General features: G+C 46.3%; 14 protein-coding genes. 9 read left to right on the top strand and 5 right to left on the bottom strand.

The window, feature by feature from the left end:
* Nucleotides 1-96: 96 nt before the first annotated feature.
* Nucleotides 97-525 carry an IPExxxVDY family protein gene (locus GV030_RS00700; RefSeq protein WP_159578786.1) on the bottom strand — a complete coding sequence of 143 codons (429 nt, stop codon included), beginning with the start codon at nt 523-525 and terminating at the stop codon, nt 97-99.
* A 132-nt stretch (nt 526-657) separates the two neighbouring features.
* On the opposite strand from GV030_RS00700, the gene GV030_RS00695 reads away from it, so the two are divergent.
* Genes GV030_RS00695 through GV030_RS00680 form a run of 4 tightly spaced genes read left to right on the top strand, consistent with a single transcriptional unit; the run spans nt 658 to nt 4,759 of the window.
* The gene (locus tag GV030_RS00695; protein WP_115868928.1) at nt 658-894 is read left to right on the top strand and encodes an acyl carrier protein; all 237 of its coding nucleotides are present in this window, start codon (nt 658-660) and stop codon (nt 892-894) included.
* Nucleotides 895-909: 15 nt separating this feature from the next.
* On the top strand, nt 910-2,163 hold the full coding sequence (fabF, locus tag GV030_RS00690) for a beta-ketoacyl-ACP synthase II (protein ID WP_159578784.1): 1,254 nt from the start codon (nt 910-912) through the stop codon (nt 2,161-2,163).
* A complete protein-coding gene (gene rnc, locus GV030_RS00685) occupies nt 2,163-2,909 on the top strand; it encodes a ribonuclease III (protein ID WP_255465026.1) in 747 nt (248 codons plus the stop codon). Before fabF ends, rnc begins: the two co-directional genes overlap by 1 nt.
* Nucleotides 2,909-4,759: a nitrilase-related carbon-nitrogen hydrolase gene (locus GV030_RS00680; RefSeq protein ID WP_370519050.1), complete on the top strand. Its 1,851-nt coding sequence runs from the start codon at nt 2,909-2,911 to the stop codon at nt 4,757-4,759. Before rnc ends, GV030_RS00680 begins: the two co-directional genes overlap by 1 nt.
* On the opposite strand, the gene yidD is transcribed toward GV030_RS00680, so the two are convergent.
* A complete protein-coding gene (gene yidD / locus GV030_RS00675) occupies nt 4,756-4,977 on the bottom strand; it encodes a membrane protein insertion efficiency factor YidD (RefSeq protein ID WP_159578782.1) in 222 nt (73 codons plus the stop codon). The two genes, GV030_RS00680 and yidD, sit on opposite strands and share 4 nt — an antisense overlap.
* A 111-nt stretch (nt 4,978-5,088) precedes the next feature.
* Between yidD and GV030_RS00670 the strand changes: the two genes are divergently transcribed.
* Nucleotides 5,089-6,549, top strand: a complete 1,461-nt coding sequence (locus GV030_RS00670) for a POTRA domain-containing protein (RefSeq protein ID WP_159578780.1) — start codon at nt 5,089-5,091, stop codon at nt 6,547-6,549.
* Between the two features lie 6 nt (nt 6,550-6,555).
* Here GV030_RS00670 and GV030_RS00665 read toward each other — a convergent pair whose 3' ends face one another.
* Nucleotides 6,556-7,176, bottom strand: a complete 621-nt coding sequence (locus tag GV030_RS00665; protein ID WP_159578778.1) for a toxin-antitoxin system YwqK family antitoxin — start codon at nt 7,174-7,176, stop codon at nt 6,556-6,558.
* Between the two features lie 57 nt (nt 7,177-7,233).
* On the opposite strand from GV030_RS00665, the gene GV030_RS00660 reads away from it, so the two are divergent.
* The 4 genes from GV030_RS00660 (at nt 7,234) to GV030_RS00645 (ending at nt 11,542) form a co-directional block, all read left to right on the top strand.
* On the top strand, nt 7,234-8,040 hold the full coding sequence (locus tag GV030_RS00660; protein WP_159578776.1) for a hypothetical protein: 807 nt from the start codon (nt 7,234-7,236) through the stop codon (nt 8,038-8,040).
* The gene (locus GV030_RS00655; RefSeq protein WP_159578774.1) at nt 8,037-10,088 is read left to right on the top strand and encodes a helix-hairpin-helix domain-containing protein; all 2,052 of its coding nucleotides are present in this window, start codon (nt 8,037-8,039) and stop codon (nt 10,086-10,088) included. Before GV030_RS00660 ends, GV030_RS00655 begins: the two co-directional genes overlap by 4 nt.
* Nucleotides 10,089-10,216: 128 nt before the next feature.
* Nucleotides 10,217-10,807: a nitroreductase family protein gene (locus GV030_RS00650; RefSeq protein WP_159578772.1), complete on the top strand. Its 591-nt coding sequence runs from the start codon at nt 10,217-10,219 to the stop codon at nt 10,805-10,807.
* A 15-nt stretch (nt 10,808-10,822) separates the two neighbouring features.
* Nucleotides 10,823-11,542 carry a pirin family protein gene (locus tag GV030_RS00645; protein ID WP_159578770.1) on the top strand — a complete coding sequence of 240 codons (720 nt, stop codon included), beginning with the start codon at nt 10,823-10,825 and terminating at the stop codon, nt 11,540-11,542.
* A 79-nt stretch (nt 11,543-11,621) separates the two neighbouring features.
* On the opposite strand, the gene leuB is transcribed toward GV030_RS00645, so the two are convergent.
* Both leuB and GV030_RS00635 read right to left on the bottom strand, forming a co-directional pair.
* Nucleotides 11,622-12,680 carry a 3-isopropylmalate dehydrogenase gene (gene leuB / locus GV030_RS00640; RefSeq protein ID WP_159578768.1) on the bottom strand — a complete coding sequence of 353 codons (1,059 nt, stop codon included), beginning with the start codon at nt 12,678-12,680 and terminating at the stop codon, nt 11,622-11,624.
* 6 nt (nt 12,681-12,686) lie between these two features.
* Complete coding sequence (locus GV030_RS00635) at nt 12,687-14,201, bottom strand: alpha-isopropylmalate synthase regulatory domain-containing protein (protein ID WP_221413264.1); 1,515 nt, start codon at nt 14,199-14,201, stop codon at nt 12,687-12,689.
* Nucleotides 14,202-14,249: the final 48 nt, after the last annotated feature.

Genomic DNA, 14,249 nt, shown 5'->3' with positions numbered 1-14,249 from the left:
GTATAATATCGGTTGTAAATTCACTCTTAAATCGACCGCAAGTAAATGAATATTTTGATCATGTTGAATTCAACATAGCTATTCAGTATTTCTTTATCAGAAAACCAAATTATCTTTCATTTTTATCTTACTCACGTCTATCGTCAGACAATAGTCTATCACGGGGATGGTTTTGACCTTCAAAAGTAACTCATTCGCCCAGTTTTCATCCGTTTGACTGGACAACTTCAGCAAAAAATCAAATTGTTGCAGTTCCTGAACGAGAAATTGATTGGTCTGAATATTGGTGGCTACTAGCTTATTTTTCAATAGATACACTTTCCTGAATTCCGTCTCCTCCATCAGTACCGAAACGCGGATTTGTCTGTTTTCCGCAAAATCAATCTTAACATCTTCATCTTTTACCAGATGAAACTCATTTAATTGGTTCAAATGCCAGGCTAATTGATACTCTTTAGCTGATGACACGATCCCTATCAATTCAAAATCAGTTGGATACTGGGTAGTTAGCCGACTCTTCTTCATCCCTGTGGCTTAATGAAGCGCTAAATTACCCAAATACCTTCTGGGATACCATTTCTCAAGGGTTTAATTTGTTTTGATTTTAATGGTTAGAATGTATTTCTTTGCATCGGATTTTAACTAAATATTATAAAAATGTCAGAAATAGCACAAAAGGTAAAGTCAATAATCATTGACAAATTAGGTGTTGAAGAATCAGAAGTAACTACTGAGGCCAGCTTCACCAACGATCTGGGAGCTGATTCTTTGGATACTGTGGAGCTAATCATGGAATTTGAAAAAGAATTTAACATTTCTATCCCGGACGATCAGGCAGAAAATATTGCTACTGTTGGCCAGGCCATCTCATACTTGGAAGAAAACGTAAAATAATCTGAGATTCAGTTTATGGAATTAAAAAGAGTCGTAGTTACAGGAATCGGTGCGGTAACACCGTTAGGAAACAATAAAAATGATTATTGGGATGCACTTGCTAAGGGTGTTAGCGGTGCCGCTCCTATAACTCGATTCGATTCAGAAAAATTTCGCACCAAATTCGCCTGTGAGGTGAAAGGTTTTGATCCATTGGACTTCCTGGACAGAAAAGAAGCCCGAAAAATGGATCCTAACAGTCACTATGGTATGGTAGCCGGAGACGAGGCTATTGTGGACTCTGGATTGGATCTGGAAAAAACCAATAAAGACCGAATCGGTGTGATATGGGGAAGCGGAATTGGTGGTTTCACCACCTTCCAGGACGAAGTGGTTAGCTATGCAAAGGGTGACGGCACCCCGAGATTCAACCCCTTCTTTGTTCCCAAAATGATTCTGGATATTACCCCCGGACTTTTGTCAATCAAGTACGGGTTTAGAGGACCTAACTTTGCCACAGTATCGGCTTGTGCATCCTCTAACAATGCATTGTCTGATGCTTATAATTACATCCGGCTGGGAAAGGCTAATGTCATTCTCACCGGAGGCTCCGAAGCAGCGGTGATTGAAACCGGAATTGGTGGTTTCAATGCACTCAAGGCGCTTTCTGAAAGAAATGACGACCCCACCACTGCTTCACGGCCATACGACAAAGACCGTGACGGCTTTGTGCTCGGCGAAGGTGCCGGGGCACTGATGCTCGAAGATTTGGATCATGCAAAGGCGCGTGGAGCCAAAATATATGCCGAAGTACTCGGTGTGGGCATGTCTGCTGACGCCTATCACATCACTGCACCACACCCCGATGGGGATGGTATTGTGCTCGTGATGAACGAGGCACTTGCAGATGCCAACATTAAGCCCACAGAAGTAGACTACATCAATACTCACGGCACATCTACCCCACTGGGAGACGCCGGAGAAGTAAAGGCCATCCAAAAGGTATTTGGAGAGCACGCATACAATATGAACATCAGTAGTACCAAGTCCATGACTGGACATCTTTTAGGTGCTGCCGGGGCCATTGAAAGTATCGCCTCTATCATGGCTTTGGAGTTGGGTATCATACCTCCAACTATTAATCATTTCACGGATGACCCTGAAATAGACCCTAAATTGAACCTTACATTCAACACCGCCCAAAAACGGGATGTGAATGTGGTGGTGAGCAATACATTTGGTTTTGGTGGTCACAACGCTTCTGTTATTTTCGGTAAATACAGCGGGTAGTGCCCTCAATATTCAGGAAATCTCACGGGTTCATCAAATATCTTTTCTCCGGACCAGATAAAGAGCTATACAGGAATTACAAGATCGTCACAGGCCGCAGGCCTAACAATCTTTCCCTGTATGAAAGGGCCACGCGACACTCCAGTGCCGCCGAGCTCAACTCCAAAGGACTGAAGGATTCCTACGAGCGACTGGAGTACCTGGGAGACGCTATTTTGGGCATGGTGGTGGCCGAAATGCTATTTAAGCGATTTCCTTTCAAGGAAGAGGGCTTCCTCACTGAACTGCGCTCTAAAATTGTCAACCGTGAATCGCTCAATAACCTGTCGAAAAAGATTGGATTGAAGGGGCTTGTGAAGTATCACAAAAACAAAGGGAGTAGCATCTCCCACAAGTCCGTCTATGGTGATTCACTGGAAGCACTGATAGGTGCCATCTATATCGACCAGGGTTTTAGATTCAGTAAAAAATTCATTGAAAACAAATTAATTCAGCCCCATTTCGACTTTGAAGAGCTGGCCAGTACCACTACCAACTATAAGAGTAAAATCATCGAATGGTCACAAAGAGAAAACAAAACCATTCGTTTTGAGATTCTTAAGTCAAACGAAGATGCTCGCGATAGGCAGTTTGTGGCCCAGGTGATTGTGGATGAAGAACCACTGGGCAAAGGGTTTGGTTTTAGCAAAAAGAAAGCAGAACAAGACGCAGCTCAGAGGTCTTTGCAACAACTAAAGATAGAATAGTGGGAAGAACTATTAAAATAGGCGGTGCCTGCCTCAACCAGATCCCCATGGACTGGTCAAACAATCTGCAGAATATTAAGCAATCCATTGCTCAGGCCCGCTCTGAAGGCATAGAGATTCTCTGCCTGCCCGAACTTTCCATCACCGGATATGGCTGTGAAGACATGTTTCTCAGCGAATGGCTACCGGAAAAAGCCCTCCTCAAACTTCAGGAAATTGTTCCTCACACTCAGGATATAGCGGTCGCTGTAGGCCTGCCTATCAGGTACCACGAGCGAGTTTTCAACACCACCTGCTTCATTGCCAACCAGAAAATACTGGGAGTCTACGCCAAGCAAAAACTGGCCAATGATGGCGTACATTATGAGCCCCGCTGGTTCACTCCCTGGGAATCAGGAAAAATCACAGACCTGCAGATCGGTCAGGAAGCTTATCCTTTCGGGCACCTCACGATAGATTATCTCGGTATCAAAATAGGCTTTGAAATTTGCGAAGATGCCTGGAGAAAGGACCGTCCGGCCTGTCACCTCATCAATGAAGAGGTAGACTTGCTGCTCAACCCATCGGCCAGTCATTTTGCTTTTGCTAAAGCAGATTTCAGGGAACATCTGGTTATCAGTAGCTCGGAAACCTTTCATTGTACCTATTTGTATACCAATCTCCTCGGAAATGAATCCGGGCGGATGATTTACGACGGTGATATCCTCATTGCCCAGGAGGGCGTACTAAAAGGAAAAAACACCCGGCTTTCATTCAAAAACTTCAACACCCTGGGGTGCACGATTGATTTTGATCAGCCGGAGCTCAGTGAGGAAAACATTCTGCCGGACGCCAATGGAAGACATGAAGAGTTTACCAAGGCCGCTTCACTGGCCCTTTTCGATTATTTGAGAAAAAGCAAAAGCAAGGGATTTGTACTTTCGCTCAGTGGCGGAGCTGATTCAAGCAGTATTGCTGTATTGGTGGCTCAGGCTGTAAAAAATGGGCTCTCTGAACTTGGTTTTGAGGAATTCGCAAAAAAACTGAACCTCGACCTGAAGCCTTCTGACGATCCTAAGGAAATAGTTAAGCAACTTTTTTACACTGCCTACCAGGGTACCAAAAACTCATCGGAGGACACACTGTCCTCCGCCAAAGGTCTTGCTGAAAGTATTGGTGCCCGGTTCTTTCACTGGACCATCGATGAGGAAGTGTCGGCCTATACCCGATCCATAGAGACGGTACTGGAACGCTCACTTGACTGGTCTACAGATGACATTGCGCTTCAAAACATTCAGGCCAGGGCCCGATCCCCGATTATCTGGATGCTTGCTAATATCAAGAAATGTTTGCTCCTGTCTACTTCCAATAGAAGTGAGGGCGATGTGGGCTATGCCACTATGGATGGTGATACCAGCGGAAGTATTTCACCCATTGCGGCTGTTGACAAGAACTTTATACTCAGCTGGCTGGTGTATGCTGAAAAAGAACTGGGCTACACAGGACTACATAAGGTGAACACCCTCTCACCCACTGCGGAGCTTCGCCCTCAGGATCGGCATCAAACAGACGAAGACGACCTGATGCCCTATGCTGTATTGGTAGATATAGAAGAAAAAGCCATCAGGGACAGAAAATCACCCCTGGAGGTATACGCCAGACTCAAGGGACAATGGCCAGATCACGTATTGTTAAAACAGTGGATCACTAAGTTTTTCAGACTCTGGTCGATCAATCAGTGGAAGCGGGAGCGAATAGCGCCAAGTTTTCACCTGGATGATTTCAATGTGGATCCCAGAACGTGGTGCAGGTTTCCCATTTTATCGAGTGGCTTTGATGAGGAGCTGAAAGAATTGCAGCAGGCCCCTTAAGGCACCGGATCATACCCGCTTCCTCCCCAGGGGTGGCATTTTGAGATTCGGCGAATGGCCAGCCAGATTCCTTTGAAAACACCATGCTTCATAATGGCATCTTTGGCGTAATTGGAACAGGTGGGTGAATAACGGCAGGTGCTTGGAAAAAGTGGTGAGATACTGTATTGATAAAACAGCACCGGGAGAATAAAAAGCTTTCTGATTACGTTTTTCACCTATCAAAAGTAGTCACCATATTTGGCGCAAACAATTATATTCGCTCAGTTTGCAGACTGCACTAAATGAAACACACTTCCGGCTTGTTTTAGCCGGTATAAAGTAGGAACGTGAGGAAAGAACTATTGAAACTATATCTATTGCTGCTGGTGGCCTTTTGGGGAGGTTCAATGGCCTTTGGACAATCAGAAAAGGGGAACAGAAAGCAAGCAACCAGGCAAGACACACTCGACTCCAGACTGATACAGGTGCACAAAATTTTCATTCTTGGCAATGAAAAAACCAAAGATTACATCATTACCCGTGAGCTTAGGGTGCAGGAGGGGGAATATGTACCGGCGGGCAGCCTGGACGAATTGGTGGAAACTTCTCGAAACAACGTGTACAACACGAACCTCTTCTACTCTGTCACCATAGAAAAACTAGTATTGGACTCTTCCACAGTGGATTTACTTATCAAAGTAGAAGAACGATGGTACATCTGGCCTTCTCCCGTGTTCAGGTTGGCTGATCGAAACTTCAATGACTGGTGGTACAATCGCAACCATGATCCTAGCCGGGTGAAATATGGATTGAAACTGGACATCTACAATTTCCGTGGGCGAAAAGAAAGCCTTCGTTTCATCGGACTGACAGGCTTCGAAAAGCGGTTGATCTTCCAGTATTCCATTCCCTATATAGATAAAAGTCAAAAACACGGCCTCACCTTTGGTGGTGGGTACCTGAACAACAAGAAGCTACCCTACAAAACCACCGATCATTTTACCGTCTTCACAGACTCTTCTACTGCGGAGCGCATCAACCGGGAGGCTACATCGGGATATATCGTATATACCTACAGGCCTTCGTTTTACAACTACCACTACCTGATGCTACAGGGGTACTCCATGAACATATCGGATACCATTGCGGCACTTAACCCCAACTACTTCGGTGATGGAACGACCAGCCAGCAGGTACTTGGACTATCCTATTCCTTCTCTCAGGATAAACGAAACAACAAAAACTATCCACTCACCGGTCATAAAACCCTGGCGATGATCGAAAAACTAGGTCTTGGGATATTCCAAGACGTGGATATATGGCGGCTCACTGCCAATCACTACCACTATTTTGACATGGGATCTGGTTTTTATGGAAACGTAAGTATCGGCGGACAGCTCACGACAAGCGATAATGTCCCGTACTTCAACTATACCCAGTTTGGCCTGGACAATTACTATGTGCGTGGCTATGAACTGGATGTGATTGAAGGTCCACAGAATTTCCTCACTAAGAATACTTTGAAAAAGCTAATTTTCAGTACTCAGGCCAACTTGGGTCAGGCCATGCCCCTGAAGAAGTTCAGGAAAATTCCGTTTGCCTTTTACGCCAAAATGTTCGGTGATGCCGGATGGGTAAATAACTACCCGGGGTACTACCAGAGTGACGTTCTCACAAACAGGCTACTATATGGCGTGGGGCTAGGACTTGACATAGTGACCTTGTATGACATCACCTTCCGCTTTGAGTACTCTTACAATGCCCAGGGCGAGCGTAACTTCTTTATCAACTTTCAGTCGGAGCTCTAGCATCGTCTAATGAAAATTTCTCCATTTTTTTCGCTTGCCTGACTTATTGTAAAAATACCACTGACCAACTCTCTGTCCTTGCTCATAGTGACCTTCGTAGGTTGGATTTCCACCCTCGTCAAAGAACTTCCATAATCCGGATTCCAGACCATTGGTATAAAACCCTTCGTCACGCACCTGGCCATTCTCATAGTAGCTGAGCCAAAGCCCATGTGGTAAGCCCTCCCGGTAGCTACCCTCCTGCCTCAACCGTCCATTGGCGTGATAAAACTGCCATAAGCCATAGTACAGTCCAGCCTCATACATACCATGCCGCTCCAATAGGCCATCAGGATAGTAGTAAAAGGCAGAATCCTGAAGGAGATCATTCACCCAAAACTCTCTGGATTCCAATGTCCCGCTAAACCCAAAAAACAACTGTTCCCCATCCAGGGCACCCTCCCGATATGAAAGACGGGAATTGAGTGAACCATCAGGGTAATAATATATCCAAACACCCTGCTGCTGCCCATTGACCAGCCGACCCACAGACCTGATCGCTCCTGAATCATAGTAGAGTGTATCCTGAGCGGAAACCAGTAAAAAGCCAAAAAGGCCACAAAAAGAAGAAAAAATATATCGAATCATAACAGGTCATTAATATAGCACCATTGACTTAATAAGTGGAATAACCTACTTTGCAATATGCGTTGGATACTGCTCTTTCTATTGCTTACCCCCTGCCTGCTCTCTGCCCAGGATGGAAACTACGCGCTGGGTGCCAGAAATGGCGCTATGGCGGGCACTTCCCTCACCTTCACCGATGGATGGGCGGCCTTCAATAACCCGGGAGCTTTGGGCGGCCTGGAGGCCTCTACAGCCATGATCACCTATCAAAACAGATATAACATCGAGGGCTTCCATGTACTGGGAGGTGGACTTGTCTACCATCATTCGCTCGTCAATACTGCCATCAAATACTACAAGTTTGGTGATGACCTTTTCAACCAGCAAGTGATAGGACTGGTGCTGGCCAACAGGATTCAGATGGTCAGTCTGGGAGCTGGAATAAACATTATTCAGACACACGCCGAAGGCCTCAGTACCAGACGGGTAGCAGCGCTGGAAATGGGCGGTACAGCAGAAATCACCAGGCAAATCATCTTTGGGGCGCATATCTTCAATTTCAAGCATGGCACTATGCATCCTACCACCATGAAAGCAGGGCTCTCCTTCCGACCAAAGGACTTTCTGATGATTAATACCGAAGTAGAAAAACAACTGGACAGTCGGGAGAAATTCAAAGCCGGATTGGAGTATGCCATTATTAAAAACGTACTTATCCGAACAGGACTGAACGTGCAGGGAAATGACCTCAGCAACAGCCAGGTTCGGGCCACCTTCGGTTTTGGCTTCCAACCTAAGAATTTCCTTTTTGACTATGCCTTCTCCAATGAAAACCTTGGAGCTATCCACGAAATATCATTGGCCTATCAACTCGAAAAACCTTGAAGGAAGTACTCATCATAGGTCTGATAGGTCTCACGCTGTTTACTCAGGCTCAGGTAAGGTCCGAGATTGACCTGGAAGATTTCGCAGAAAGACGCTTTCAAATACAGGACGATGACATCAACTATGAAGACCTGTACGAATCGCTTCTCCTCTACTACACCAACCCCATTAACCTGAATAGAGCCACAAGGGCCGACCTGGCCTCATTGTCCATACTCAGTCCCATTCAACTCAATGCATTTTTCAACTACATCGACAAACGGGGTAAGCTGATCTCACTCTACGAACTGCAGGCCATACCCGAACTGGATATGGCCACTATCAGGGATCTGCTACCCTTTGTTACCGTCACCGAAACTGCCGACGGAAGACCGCTGCCTCAGCGAATACTTACAGAAGAAAACAACTACCTCCTCCTGAGGTATAGCCGCACCCTCGAAACCGAAGAAGGCTACCGGCGGGAGGATGGCTCCGGGTATCAGGGAGATCAAAACACCTTGTATGGAAGGTTTCGCGTGAGCCATCCTGATGATTTCAGCCTGGGTATCACCTTTGAAAAAGATGCCGGAGAAGCATTTGCGGTCAATCCTGACCAAAAGCAGTATGGGTTTGATTTTTACTCTTTTCATTTTCTTCTGGAAAACAAAGGCCGGATGAAAACGCTGGCCATTGGAGACTATCAGATGCAGTTTGGTCAGGGGTTGGTACTAGGCTCAGGGTTTGGAGCCGGCAAAGGCGCCGAGACCGTAAATACCATCAAACGAAGCACCGTGGGGATCAGACCCTATTCCTCTGTATTGGAATCTGGCTATTTCAGAGGAGCCGCCACCACGCTTTCCTTCGGACAGCTGGAAGCCACAGTATTTGGGTCCACCCTGCTGCAAGACGGCAACCTGCGTACAGACAGCACCTATTCCAATTTTGAAGAATTTGTGAACAGCATTCAGGCAACCGGATTTCACCGTACCCAAAACGAACTGGGGGGTAAAAACACGTTGCGCGAAATATCGACTGGCTTTGCGCTTGATTACACCATGGGGCCTGGACTGAGCATCGGGGCCACAGGCCTTTTGTCCACGTTCTCCAGGCCCTTGCATAAGAAACCCAACAACTACAATCAGTATGAATTTACCGGAGATCAAAACCTCCTAGGGAGCCTATACGCCAGCTACAACTGGCAGAATTTTATCTTTTTCAGCGAAGTAGCCCGATCACAGTCCGGTGGTATTGGGGCTGTAGGCGGCCTACTGGCCTCACTCACACCAAAACTCGACTTCAGCTGGATGGTCCGAAATTATGACAAAAACTATCACTCTTTCTATGGCAACGCCTTCAGCGAAAGCTCTAGAAATATCAACGAAACCGGTGTGTACTGGGGGCTCATGTACAAACCTTCACGAAAGTATCAGTTAGCTGCCTATTTTGATAAGTTTTCCTTCCCCTGGTTAAAATTCAGGGTAGATGCCCCATCTGAGGGGTATGAATACCTGGGCAGATTCACCTACAAGCCCGCTCGCTCCGTGCAGATGTACGCACAGTTTCGTCAGGAAAATAAAGAACTTTCCATTTCATCCGAAGATGGCAACCTCAGCCAGCTCACCCAGACCATCAAACAGAGTTACATTTTCAACATAGACTATGCCATAGGACGAACGTTTAGCTTCAAATCAAGGGTGCAGGGGTCTAATTATGAACAGGAAAATATCAAAACCCACGGAATCGCACTCGTGCAGGACGTGAACCTCGCCTTTTGGAAAATGAAACTCTCAAGCCGCTTTGCCCTGTTCGAAACAGAAGACTTTAATAACCGACAATACCTCTACGAGCGCAACGTGCTTTACGCCTTTAGCATTCCTGCCTACAACGGCACAGGATTCAGATCCTACCTACTGCTGCAGTATACAGCCAGTAAATCTCTCAGCTTCTGGGCACGCTACGCCCGATTTGAATACCCCGATCAGGACGCTGTGGGCTCAGGACTACAGGAAGTGGCTGGCAGCACCCGATCAGAACTAAGGCTGATGATCAGGTATAAATTCCGCAATTAGAATTGATAAAAATCACAAAAAAGCGCCCTGAGCAGATAAAAATAAGTCATATCTCTTTAGATGAATTTATATGTAACTACATTTAATGTATATGCGTATATATAGACAGTTACCATAAAATTTGCGATATGATACTAGAAGCTAAAGAAGCCAAAACACAATACGATATATTAAGAGAAATCAAGGACAGATGGAGTCCAAGGGCATTTGCACCGGAGCCCATCGACACTAAGACTCTCAACACTTTGTTTGAAGCCATGCGGTGGGCATCGTCCAGCATGAACGAGCAACCCTGGCGGGTAATATACGCTCACAAGGGAGAAGAGGCACACACAAAAATTGTTGACGCCTTGATGCCTGGAAATCAGATTTGGGCTGAGCAGGCCCCAGTACTGATGGTGAACCTGGTTAAAAAAACCTACACCCGCAACGGAGCGCCCAATAAGTCTGCCCACCACGATTTAGGCTTGGCCATTGGCAACCTCGCCTTACAAGCCACTGCGGAAGGTATTGGGTTGCATCAAATGGGAGGATTTCATAAGACACAACTGGAAGAGCTATTTGATTTACCAGAAGATTATGAGGCGGTGACGGTCATTGCGCTGGGCTACTTCGGTGACCCTGATCAGCTCCCTGAAGCACTCAGAAACAGGGAATTGGAAGAAAGAAACAGAATGCCCATTGATGAATTTGTTCATCACGGGCAGTTTTCAAGATAAATAGAAAGGAAAAAGATGAATACCATTAAACACACCTCTGAAAGCAGAGGTACCGCCCACTTCGGTTGGCTGCAAAGCAGACACACTTTTAGCTTTGGGCGGTATTACAACCCTGAGCGTGTGAACTTCGGGGCCCTTAGGGTGCTGAATGATGACATAGTAACGGCCGGCATGGGATTCGGTGCCCATCCTCATGACAACATGGAAATCGTGTCGATTCCACTTTCGGGTGATCTGGAGCATAAAGACAGCACTGGCAATACCGAGGTGATCCGGACAGGAGATGTGCAGATCATGAGTGCCGGACATGGACTGACGCACTCGGAATACAACCACTCCAAGTCTAATGAGGTGAATTTTCTGCAGATTTGGGTGCTGCCCAAAGAAAGGGATATCGAACCTCGCTATCAGCAAATTACCTTTTCGCCAGAAGGTCGCAAAAACCAATGGCAAACGGTAGTGGCCCCAGACAATGATCAGGTGCTTTGGATCAACCAGGACAGCTGGTTTTCGCTGGCTGATTTGGATGCCAGAATGGAGCTCGCCTATGCCCTGAAAAAAGAGGGTAATGGAGTTTATGTCTTTGTAATAGAGGGGGAAGTAACGGTAAATGGTGAGGAACTGAAGAAGCGGGATGCACTGGGAATCACGGGTGCTGAGGTGATAAACTTCTCAGCAACTAAAGATGCAAGACTGCTTCTGATAGAAGTACCGATGATCGAGAGCCCCTTTTAATGACATCATTTTCAAATAAGAATGCAAAAGCCCGGGTCAAGTGACCCGAGCTTTTTGCTTATTATTTCTTACTTCAATGTTATTTATTCACCTGAGCCGCTATCCAGTCTCCCACTTCCGAGGTAGACTTTGCAGCTTCCTTAGAAATGTCCTCAGTTACAAAATTGGCCTCCAAAGATGCATTAACAGCATCTCTCACCGCCTGCCCTTCCTCCAGCAGGTTCAGAGCATCCAGTAGCATAGCTGCAGACAAAATGGTGGCGACAGGGTTGGCAATGTTCTTACCTGCAGCCTGTGGATATGAGCCATGGATGGGTTCGAATACAGACGTATGCAACCCTACAGAAGCTGAAGGGAGTAGCCCGAGCGATCCGGTGATCACGCTGGCCTCATCGGAAAGGATATCTCCGAACATGTTTTCAGTCACCATCACATCAAATTTCTTTGGCCACTGGATCAGTTGCATAGCCGCATTGTCTACAAACATGTAGTCGGTCTCTATTTCTGGATAGTCCTTCTCCATTTTCTGCGCTATTTCCCTCCACAAACGTGAAGTACAAAGCACATTAGCCTTATCCACTACCGTCAGACGCTTGTTTCTTTTGCCAGCATACTCATAAGCCAGCTTTAGGATTCGCTCGATCTCTTCTGTGGTATACACACAATTGTCGAATGCAGAAGTAAGGTCTTCAGACCTCCCTTTGTCACCAAAGTAAATACCTCCGGTCAACTCTCTCACCACCACAAAATCGGCACCTTCCACCCGATCATTCTTCAGAGGGCTCTTGTCAATCAAAGAAGGAAAAGTAGCCACCGGACGAATATTGGCATATAGGCCTAACTTCTTCCTCATTTTGAGCAATCCTTGTTCCGGACGCACTTTTGCTTTAGGGTCATTATCGTACTTAGGATCACCTATGGCTCCAAAAAGCACTGCATCTGCATTCATACAGATCTCATGGGTAGAGTCAGGATAGGGTTCACCAACCAGATCAATGGCTGAAGCCCCTGTGGGGGCAAATTCAAAATCGAAAGAATGGCCATACTTTTCGCCCACTGCTTTCATCACTTTGATAGCCTGATCTACAATTTCCGGCCCTATGCCGTCTCCCGGAAGGGTTGCAATTTTAAAGTTCATTGATCCTCAATTATGATTTTTAATAATGTTTAGCATTTTCACGGTCGCCTTGATAGCGGCAACTGTCTGGTCGGGGTCCAAGCCCCTGGTTTTAAAAGTCTTGCCGTTAGCCCAGGTGATAGTAGTGATCACAAGTGCGTCGGTCTCCCCTCCAGGCGGTATTTGCACTTCATAGTCCACCAATCGGGGAAGGGACTCCCCTAAGTCCTTATAAATTCGTTTAAGCGAATTCATGAATGCATCATACTGTCCATCTCCTGAAGCAGTCTTTTCGAAGGTTTTTCCTCCTATTTCTATGCACAAGGTCGCTACTGACCTCAGGCCCTGAGCCACCGAGAGCGAGTAATTTTTGATCTGTACATGCTGCTCGATCTTCTCACTACGCAGTACATCATTGATGATGAAAGGAAGGTCTTCTTTGGTGATCGCCTCTTTCTTGTCTCCCAGTTCAATGATCTTTTCAGTGATCTTTTTAGTTTCTTCCTTGCTCAGCTCTATGCCCAGTTCTTCAAGATTCTTTTTGATATTGGCCTTGCCCGACATTTTACCCAGCGCATAAGAGTAATGGCGGCCAAAGCGTTCAGGATTCAAGCTGTTGTGATACAGGTTATCCTTGCTATCTCCATCGGCATGTATGCCACTGGTCTGTGTAAATACAAACTCCCCTACCAAAGGCTTATTCGCAGGGATGCGGATACCTGAAAATGACTCTACAATCTTAGATACCTTATAGAGTTTTGTTTCGTCGATGTTCATCTCCCCATGGAGATGATCCTTCACAATACCAATCACACTGGACAGAGGCACATTGCCTGCTCTTTCACCAAGGCCGTTGAGGGTGGTATGAATACCCGTGATCCCTGCCTCCAGAGCCGAATACACATTGGCAGTGGAAAGGTCATAGTCGTTATGAGCATGAAAATCGAAGCGAGCCTGGGGAAATTTGGCAGTCATTTGACCACAAAACGTGGCTGATTCCTTGTGATTGAGGATCCCCAGCGTATCTGGCAACATAATGTGGCTTACAGGTAGCTTCAGCAGCCCCTCCACCATCTGATCTACATAGTCGGGAGAAGTCCGCATTCCGTTAGACCAGTCCTCCAGATATACATTCACCGTCAGGCCTTGCTCATGAGCATAACCTATCGTCTGGGCAATGTCCGCGAGGTGCTCCTCCACAGTTTTTCTAAGCTGACTTTCGCAGTGTTTGCGTGAGCCTTTGCAAAGTAAATTGATCACCCGTCCCCCTGACTCTTTGATCCAGTCTACGGAGATGGTATGATCCACAAAACCCAAAATCTCGATGCGATCGAGGTAGCCGTTTTGAGCCGCCCAGTCCAGTATCTTCTTTGCGCCCTTGAATTCTCCTTCTGAAACCCTCGCAGAGGCCACCTCCAAACGGTCCACGCGTAGCTCTTCCAACAGAAGCTGCGCGATCGTCAGCTTCTCACTGTCGGTAAAGGACACACCAGAGGTCTGCTCTCCATCCCTTAATGTTGTATCGAGAATTTCTACTTTCAAAATGTAATTATTTGAGGCGAAGGTACTTCAGAGTACCCTCACCTGTAC

It is taken from the genome of Marinoscillum sp. 108 (assembly GCF_902506655.1).
Lineage (GTDB): Bacteria > Bacteroidota > Bacteroidia > Cytophagales > Cyclobacteriaceae > Marinoscillum > Marinoscillum luteum.
The sequence above is the reverse complement of the archived record's forward strand: the minus strand, read 5'-3'. Positions and strand labels throughout refer to the sequence as shown.

Excerpts from the sequence above, each read along its gene's own strand:
- GV030_RS00700 (WP_159578786.1), bottom strand. The coding sequence starts at position 525 with ATGAAGAAGAGTCGGCTAACTACCCAGTATCCAACTGATTTTGAATTG.
- GV030_RS00695 (WP_115868928.1), top strand. The coding sequence starts at position 658 with ATGTCAGAAATAGCACAAAAGGTAAAGTCAATAATCATTGACAAATTA.
- fabF (WP_159578784.1), top strand. The coding sequence starts at position 910 with ATGGAATTAAAAAGAGTCGTAGTTACAGGAATCGGTGCGGTAACACCG.
- GV030_RS00665 (WP_159578778.1), bottom strand. The coding sequence starts at position 7,176 with ATGATTCGATATATTTTTTCTTCTTTTTGTGGCCTTTTTGGCTTTTTA.
- GV030_RS00660 (WP_159578776.1), top strand. The coding sequence starts at position 7,234 with ATGCGTTGGATACTGCTCTTTCTATTGCTTACCCCCTGCCTGCTCTCT.
- GV030_RS00650 (WP_159578772.1), top strand. The coding sequence starts at position 10,217 with ATGATACTAGAAGCTAAAGAAGCCAAAACACAATACGATATATTAAGA.
- GV030_RS00645 (WP_159578770.1), top strand. The coding sequence starts at position 10,823 with ATGAATACCATTAAACACACCTCTGAAAGCAGAGGTACCGCCCACTTC.
- leuB (WP_159578768.1), bottom strand. The coding sequence starts at position 12,680 with ATGAACTTTAAAATTGCAACCCTTCCGGGAGACGGCATAGGGCCGGAA.